This is a genomic window from Segatella sp. (assembly GCF_977051555.1).
Genome location: NZ_CDRSSE010000017.1, coordinates 51,473 through 58,534 on the forward strand (window position 1 = coordinate 51,473; position 7,062 = coordinate 58,534).

At 44.9% G+C, this 7,062-nt stretch carries 7 protein-coding genes; all 7 read left to right on the forward strand.

All coding sequences use genetic code 11. From position 1 onward, the window contains the following. The first annotated feature begins 6 nt into the window (after positions 1-6). The 7 genes from ACWJAO_RS06100 (at position 7) to ACWJAO_RS06130 (ending at position 6,853) form a co-directional block, all read left to right on the forward strand. Positions 7-1,272, forward strand: a complete 1,266-nt coding sequence (locus ACWJAO_RS06100; protein ID WP_144152470.1) for a peptidase U32 family protein — start codon at positions 7-9, stop codon at positions 1,270-1,272. Beyond that, on the forward strand, positions 1,272-1,703 hold the full coding sequence (locus tag ACWJAO_RS06105; protein WP_006848257.1) for a SufE family protein: 432 nt from the start codon (positions 1,272-1,274) through the stop codon (positions 1,701-1,703). The genes ACWJAO_RS06100 and ACWJAO_RS06105 overlap by 1 nt, the downstream gene beginning before the upstream one ends. 33 nt (positions 1,704-1,736) lie before the next feature. Further along, positions 1,737-2,276, forward strand: coding sequence for an RNA methyltransferase (locus ACWJAO_RS06110; RefSeq protein ID WP_144152468.1), 540 nt, complete (start codon positions 1,737-1,739; stop codon positions 2,274-2,276). Positions 2,277-2,484: 208 nt separating this feature from the next. Then, entirely contained in the window at positions 2,485-3,654 is a 1,170-nt protein-coding gene (locus ACWJAO_RS06115; RefSeq protein ID WP_449139613.1) for an ATP-binding protein, read from the forward strand. A 453-nt stretch (positions 3,655-4,107) separates the two neighbouring features. Further along, positions 4,108-4,353 carry a hypothetical protein gene (locus tag ACWJAO_RS06120; protein ID WP_449139614.1) on the forward strand — a complete coding sequence of 82 codons (246 nt, stop codon included), beginning with the start codon at positions 4,108-4,110 and terminating at the stop codon, positions 4,351-4,353. Positions 4,354-4,503: 150 nt separating this feature from the next. After that, positions 4,504-6,687: a BspA family leucine-rich repeat surface protein gene (locus ACWJAO_RS06125; RefSeq protein ID WP_449139615.1), complete on the forward strand. Its 2,184-nt coding sequence runs from the start codon at positions 4,504-4,506 to the stop codon at positions 6,685-6,687. Positions 6,688-6,709: 22 nt separating this feature from the next. After that, positions 6,710-6,853 (forward strand): hypothetical protein, encoded by a 144-nt coding sequence (locus ACWJAO_RS06130; protein WP_449139616.1) that lies wholly within the window; start codon positions 6,710-6,712, stop codon positions 6,851-6,853. Positions 6,854-7,062 lie beyond the last annotated feature (209 nt).

Sequence of the window (7,062 nt, forward strand, 5' to 3'; positions counted from 1 at the left end):
GCATTCATGAATACAAAGATAAACGAATTTGAAGTGATGGCACCAGTGGGCTCACGCGAGTCACTGGCTGCTGCCATACAGGCTGGCGCCGATTCCGTATACTTTGGTATCGGCAAGTTGAACATGCGTTCCCATTCAGCCAACCATTTTACCATCGATGATTTGCGTGAGATTGCTGCCACCTGCAATGAGCATGGTATCAAGACCTATCTCACCGTCAATACAGTCATCTACGATAACGACATCCCAACGATGAAGGAAATCATCGATGCTGCCAAGGAGGCAGGCATCTCTGCTGTCATCGCCAGCGATGTGGCTGTAATGAGCTATTGCAATGAAGTGGGCGAGGAGGTTCACTTATCCACACAGTTAAATATCTCAAACACAGAGGCTTTGAAGTTTTATGCACGCTTTGCTGATGTTTCCGTATTGGCACGTGAATTGAACATGGACCAGGTGAAGCACATCCATGAGCAGATAGAGCAGCAGAATATCTGCGGACCTATGGGCAAGCAGATCCGCATCGAAATGTTCTGTCATGGTGCTCTGTGCATGGCTGTATCGGGCAAGTGCTACATGAGCCTTGCCAATGCCAACCGCTCTGCCAATCGTGGCGAGTGCGTTCAGATCTGCCGCCGCAGCTATACTGTTACAGATAACGAAACTGGCAACCAGCTTGAAATCGACAACAAGTATGTGATGAGTCCGAAGGATCTGAAGACCATCCGCTTCATCGACCGCATGATGGATGCCGGTGTGCGCGTCTTCAAGATTGAAGGCCGTGCCCGTGGTCCTGAATACGTATATACCGTAGTGAAATGTTATAAGGAGGCGATAGCTGCCGTGCTCGACGGAACCTTTACCGAGGAGAAGAAGGATGAGTGGGATGAGAAACTCGCCACCGTCTTCAACCGTGGTTTCTGGGATGGTTATTACCAGGGCCAGACTCTCGGTGAATGGAACAAGCATTACGGTTCCGTAGCTACCGAGAAGAAGGTGCTCGTGGGCAAGGTGATGAAATATTTCTCTAAGTTGGGTGTGGCAGAGGTTGCCGTAGAGGCATCTACCTTCGACAAGGGCGAGAAACTGCTGATTACGGGTAACACCACCGGCGTAATGTATCTCAATGCCGATGAAATCCGCTACGACCTGAAACCGGTAGAAACAGCGCAGCAGGGCTGGAGAGTTTCCATCCCTGTACCAGATAAGGTACGCCCTAACGACAAGCTCTATAAGTTGATTACAGTAAACGAAATTAAAGAAATAAAATAATGGCAACAATTAATGAATTGCAGGATGAAGTAGTAGAGGAGTTCCAGGATTTCACCGACTGGATGGATAAGTATCAGATGCTCATTGACTTGGGCAACGAGTTGGCTCCTCTCGATGAGAAATACAAGAACGAGCAGAACCTTATCGACGGCTGTCAGAGCCGCGTATGGTTGCAATGCGATTACGTAGATGGTAAGCTCGTATTCACTGCCGATAGCGATGCGCTCATCGTAAAGGGTATCATCGCCCTCCTCATCCGTGTGTTGAGCGGTCATACCCCAACCGAGATTATGGATGCCGACCTCTATTTCGTAGAGAAAATTGGTCTGAAAGACCATTTGAGTCCAACCCGCAGCAATGGTCTTCTGGCGATGATCAAGCAGATTCGCATGTATGCCCTTGCCTACAAGACCAAGGAGGCAGAGGCTTAACCGCCTCTGATTATATATAAAAGGTATATTATAATGCGCAAATTAAGAACGATAGAGATGAATCGCCTCACCCTGGAGGAATTCAAGGAAGCCGAGAAGCTGCCCCTGATAGTGGTCCTGGATGATGTGCGTTCATTATATAATGTAGGAAGTGTTTTCCGTTCCTGCGATGCCTTCCGTGTAGAGGCGGTGTATCTCTGCGGAATCACCGCCACCCCTCCCAATGTCGAGATTCATAAGACGGCATTGGGTGGCGAAGACAGCGTGGATTGGGAATACTTCAAGACTACCGAAGAGGCGGTAGAGAAGTTGAAGCAGAAAGGCTACTTTGTATATAGCATCGAGCAGGTAGAAGGCTCCACCAAGCTCCAGAACCTGCCTGAGGCTCACCCTTCCCTCTCCAAAGGCTACGCCGTGATTTTCGGTAACGAGGTGAAGGGAGTCAAGCAGAACATCGTGGATATGAGCAATGGCTGTCTGGAGATTCCTCAGTTCGGTACCAAGCATTCTCTGAATGTCAGCGTAACAGCCGGCATCGTAGTCTGGGAGTTTGCCAAACTCCTGAAACTATAAGTTGAGTTCGTGCCAAACTTGCGTTTTTTGCCAAGTTTGGCACGAACTCATTTGGTAATAACAATGTGTAAAAATCCCTCAATGAGGGATAAAAATGATTAAATTCATCCCTTATTGAGGGAACTTTTCGAAAGAATTCATCCCTCATTGAGGGATTATTTGTATCTTTGCTGCAGTTTTAAACGATATTCATCTAAAAGAGCAAGATATGATAGACAATAAACTTTATGAATACATGGCGGAGTTATTGAAACGTACTCCGCTTGATTTCATCAGATATAAATATGATGAAATCAACTGGAATGGACGATTAGTTGGTATCGTTGGTCCGCGAGGTGTTGGAAAATCCACCATGATACTTCAGCGCATCAAGCTGTCTAAGGAAGGCCATCACCTGTATGTGTCTGCCGACAATATCTATTTTTCAAATCATTCCTTGATTGATTTTGCTGACGAGTTTATCAAGGAGGGTGGAACACATCTTTATATAGATGAAATTCACAAGTATGCCGGTTGGAGCAGAGAACTGAAGCAAATTTACGACATGCACCCATCCCTGAACCTTATCTTTACCGGTTCATCGGTCTTGGATATCAAGAAGGGCGAAGCTGATCTGAGTCGTCGGGCGCTGATGTATATGATGCAAGGCATGTCGTTCAGGGAATACCTGCAACTTTTTGAAGGCATCAAGACCAGAGTTTTCAGTCTCGACGAAATACTTAATCACCAGGTAGAGATTCCGGGGCTGGACCATCCATTGCCTGTTTTCAGAGCGTACCTCGACCATGGCTATTACCCATTTGCCATAGAGGGAGATTTTACGCAAAGAATGCTGCAGGTGATAGACCAGACGGTAGAAGTTGACATTCCGCAATATGCTGATATGAAAGCTTCAACAGCACGCAAGCTGAAGCGTATGCTCGTTATTCTTTCCGGGTTGGCTCCCTACAAGCCAAGCGTAGAGAACCTCGCCACAGAAATCGGGGTAAGCAAGAACAACGTGCCTGATTATCTCGTCTATCTGGAGCGTGCAGGAATGATAGGACTGCTCAGAGATGATACTTCGGGTATGCGCAATCTGGGGAAGGTGGAAAAAGTTTATGTTGATAACCCAAGTCTGATGTCAGTACTCACCTCTAATCCCAACATTGGAAACATAAGGGAAACTTTCTTCTACAATCAGATGAGAGAAAAACAGAATGTTACTTCCTCCAGGGTTTCCGACTTTACCATTGGTGATTATACCTTTGAGATTGGCGGAAGGAAGAAAGGTAAAAAGCAGATAGAGGATGTAAAAAACGGACGTATCGTAAAAGACGATATAGAGACGGGGCATGGAATCATCATCCCTCTCTGGTACTTCGGAATGAATTATTAGAGTCGTGAACTTGTGAAACTTCAGAATAAAGAAACTTTACAACTGTGACGTTTGAAGAGAGAATAGTAGGAAGACTGGTGCGCCGGCAGGGGATACCATCTTGAATATGATTACCCTGTCGCATTCGTTGGATATTTCCAAGAGGGAGCGGTCCCGATATTTCTCGATGGCTGACATCATTCCAGCCGAGTGAGGTTTCTCTGCCCGCACCTATCTGTACCGCATTTTCAAGTTAAAGGAAGGCTGTACTCCTACCGAGTGGTGGGAGAAAATGGCTGAAAAAGTAACCCCAGAGGATAAAAAGCAAGACTAACTTTTTTTTCGCAAAATACCCAGAAAAACGCATCGCGAAATGAAAAAATAAGTTAAATAGGTGTCTCCTTCCCCCACGAAGGAGACACCTAAGTGTAAAAAGTGAACCCCTTTTTCCGAAAAAAACACTATATTTGCGCCATGAAAGAAATATTAGAAACCATACCAAGGATAGAACTCGCCCTGATTATCATCGGGGTGGCGGCACTCATGTTAGGTGTTATCTTCGGATATGTCATGATACATGAGTACAGGATGTATCTTGAGGATCATTGGAAGGCTCGCTTCAGCTTTTCCGATTTCTTCAAGCAGGAACAGTTTTATATCTATTTATTTCTGGCATCGATATACATCATGTCGTTAAACCTCTTGTATTTCCTGAAGTGAGTTTCGGCAATAAGCAGATAAATATTAATAACAAATATAGTATTCATTTATGAAAAAAATTACCAATCAATTCTATGGGTCGCATGTCGGCCGTATGAACTATGGGGGGCAAAGTTCTGTAGATTTGCCCTGTTCCCATTGATGTTGTTCATGTTGTTGCTTCTGCCTACACGTATGGTGGCGCAGGCAGATTACGACACGTCTGTAACGTTTAGTGCCTTAAAGGGTAACCCTGAAGGGTACGATAACGAGAAATACCCTAATCTCGTTGATGGCAATAACACTAAGTGGTGCTGCGCGTTTGACAGCAACAAAGGAGCCTACGTCATCTTCGAAGCCAGCAAGGCAGGAGTGCCTGTGGGCTACACCATCACAACTGGTAACGACAATGCTAATTTTGGATGTGGAGGTCGCAATCCGTTGTCATGGAAGCTCTATGGAAACAACGAAGGCAAAGATGGCGCTTGGGTGCTTATCGACGCGGTAGAAAATGACACGAAGCTCAAGGATGAGAACAATACTTCGTACGACTTCCCCTGCGAATGTTCTACCTCTTATCAATATTTTAAATGGGAAATCACGGCTATTCATAGTGGAAGCATATTGCAGGTAGGCGAGTTTAAACTCAAACTCAATACCTGTTCGCACCTGAAAGCCGATGGCTCATCTGCCTTTGGCGAAGCCAAAAGCGTTGAGGCTACTTGCACAGAGCACGGCTATACCACATATGAATGCTCTATCTGTCATTTAATTGTGAAGGAATATTTGAATGATGAATTAAAGCCTCACACTCTTACTCATTATGAGGAGAGAAATGGTATTGTAGAATATTGGCTGTGCGATGTATGCCACAACTGCTTTAGCGATGCGAATGCCACACAAGAGATTATTGCATGTGCTAATGCCGTGTTTGATGATGCCACGAAAACTCTTACGTTCAGCTATGGTCCTAAGCCGGAAGGAGCTTATGATTTGAATAAGAAATCCGCTTCTCCAGCCTGGAATGCAAAAAACAGCTCAATCGAGAAGGTGGTCTTTCATTCTTCGTTTGCGAATGTAAGACCAACGACCTTTTATGATTGGTTCTCTAATTGCAAAAATCTGACCCAGATAGAAGGCATGGGAAATCTTAACACAGAGAATGTGACGGATATGTCATACATGTTCGATAATTGTAGGAAACTCTCTTCACTCGACCTCTCTAAGTTCAATACAGAGAATGTGACGGATATGTCCTACATGTTCTGTTGTTGTTGGGGACTCTCTTCGCTCGACCTCTCTAAGTTCAATACAGAGAATGTGACGAATATGACACACATGTTCTGTAATTGTAGCAAACTCTCTTCACTCGACCTCTCTAACTTCAACACTGCGAAGGTGGAGGACATGTCCTATATGTTCAGTGACTGCTCCACTCTCATAACCATCTACGGTAGCGATGAGTTTGTTACGGAAGAGGTTTATAATAGTCAAAATATGTTCTCAGGTTGCACAAACCTCAAAGGTGCTATAGATAAATATGACGAAAGAAAGATCCACCACAAATACGCCAACTACAAGACTGGCTATTTCACCAAGCTGGTAGGTAAGAATGGTGAAGAGAAGATAGGTGCAACGGGAGAAACTCTTGCTACAGAGAATCTTGTTCTTGACGACGGCAAGGATTTCGTGGCTTACGAGCCGTTCGCTGCCAAGGCTGCATCTTACAACCGAGATATCCCTAAAGGTTCCACCTGGGGAACGCTCTGCTTGCCTTTCGCCATTGACCAGAGCCAAGAAACAGGATGCAAGTTCTATCGTTTTACTGGTATTGACATCATGAATGATTGCATCACCCTTGAGAGTTGCGAAGAGGGCAAAATCCCTGCCGGCACTCCGGTGCTCTTCAAGATGAATGAGGGTGTGCAGAAGCTCAACATTTCTGCACAAAATGCAGACCTCGTTAAAGAGCCAGTAGCTGGAACAAACACAGATGTCAACCTCGTAGGTTCATTCACCAAGATTGGCGGCAATGACAATCAGGGTCTTGACAAAAACGACTACATCATTGGTAAGGATAAGTTCTGGCGTGTCTCTGACTTGATTGATGGCAATGGCGTGGGCATCAAACCGATGCGTGCATACATCCATCCTGCCAATGAATATCAGGCAAGAGCAGCCATGCTGAGCATTGGAAAGGGTGATGGCACTACTGCCATTGACAACCTCAACGCTATCAGCAACGATGCCAACGCAGAATACTATGACGTGAATGGTCGTCGTACCAATGGTCTGCAGAAGGGTCTGAATATCGTGAAGCGTGGCAGCAAGACCTATAAAATCATGGTTAAGTAAAGGATTTTAAAATCAAAAGGATATGAAAAAGAAAGAATATATAAAGCCAAAAATGCAGGTGGTAAATATCACCTCTTGCACCCTCCTCGCAGCCTCGACTATGGGTCAAGGAGGCACAGACGATGAAAAACCAGATATGGAAGGCGGCTATTATTGGGGTGAGTAACAGTCATTATAACGCCTAACGGCATAATACAGGAAGGGGGTGTGTCATAAGTCCATGACGCACCCTTTTTCTATCTATTAATTTCCATAAATCTTATCTTGACTTAACAGCTACCAGTAACAGAACGTTTATAATATTTACTTTTTAGTTTCCTTAGATATAGATTTCTCTGTTTAGTTCACAATAGGGCATAGTTATCCCTTACAGCT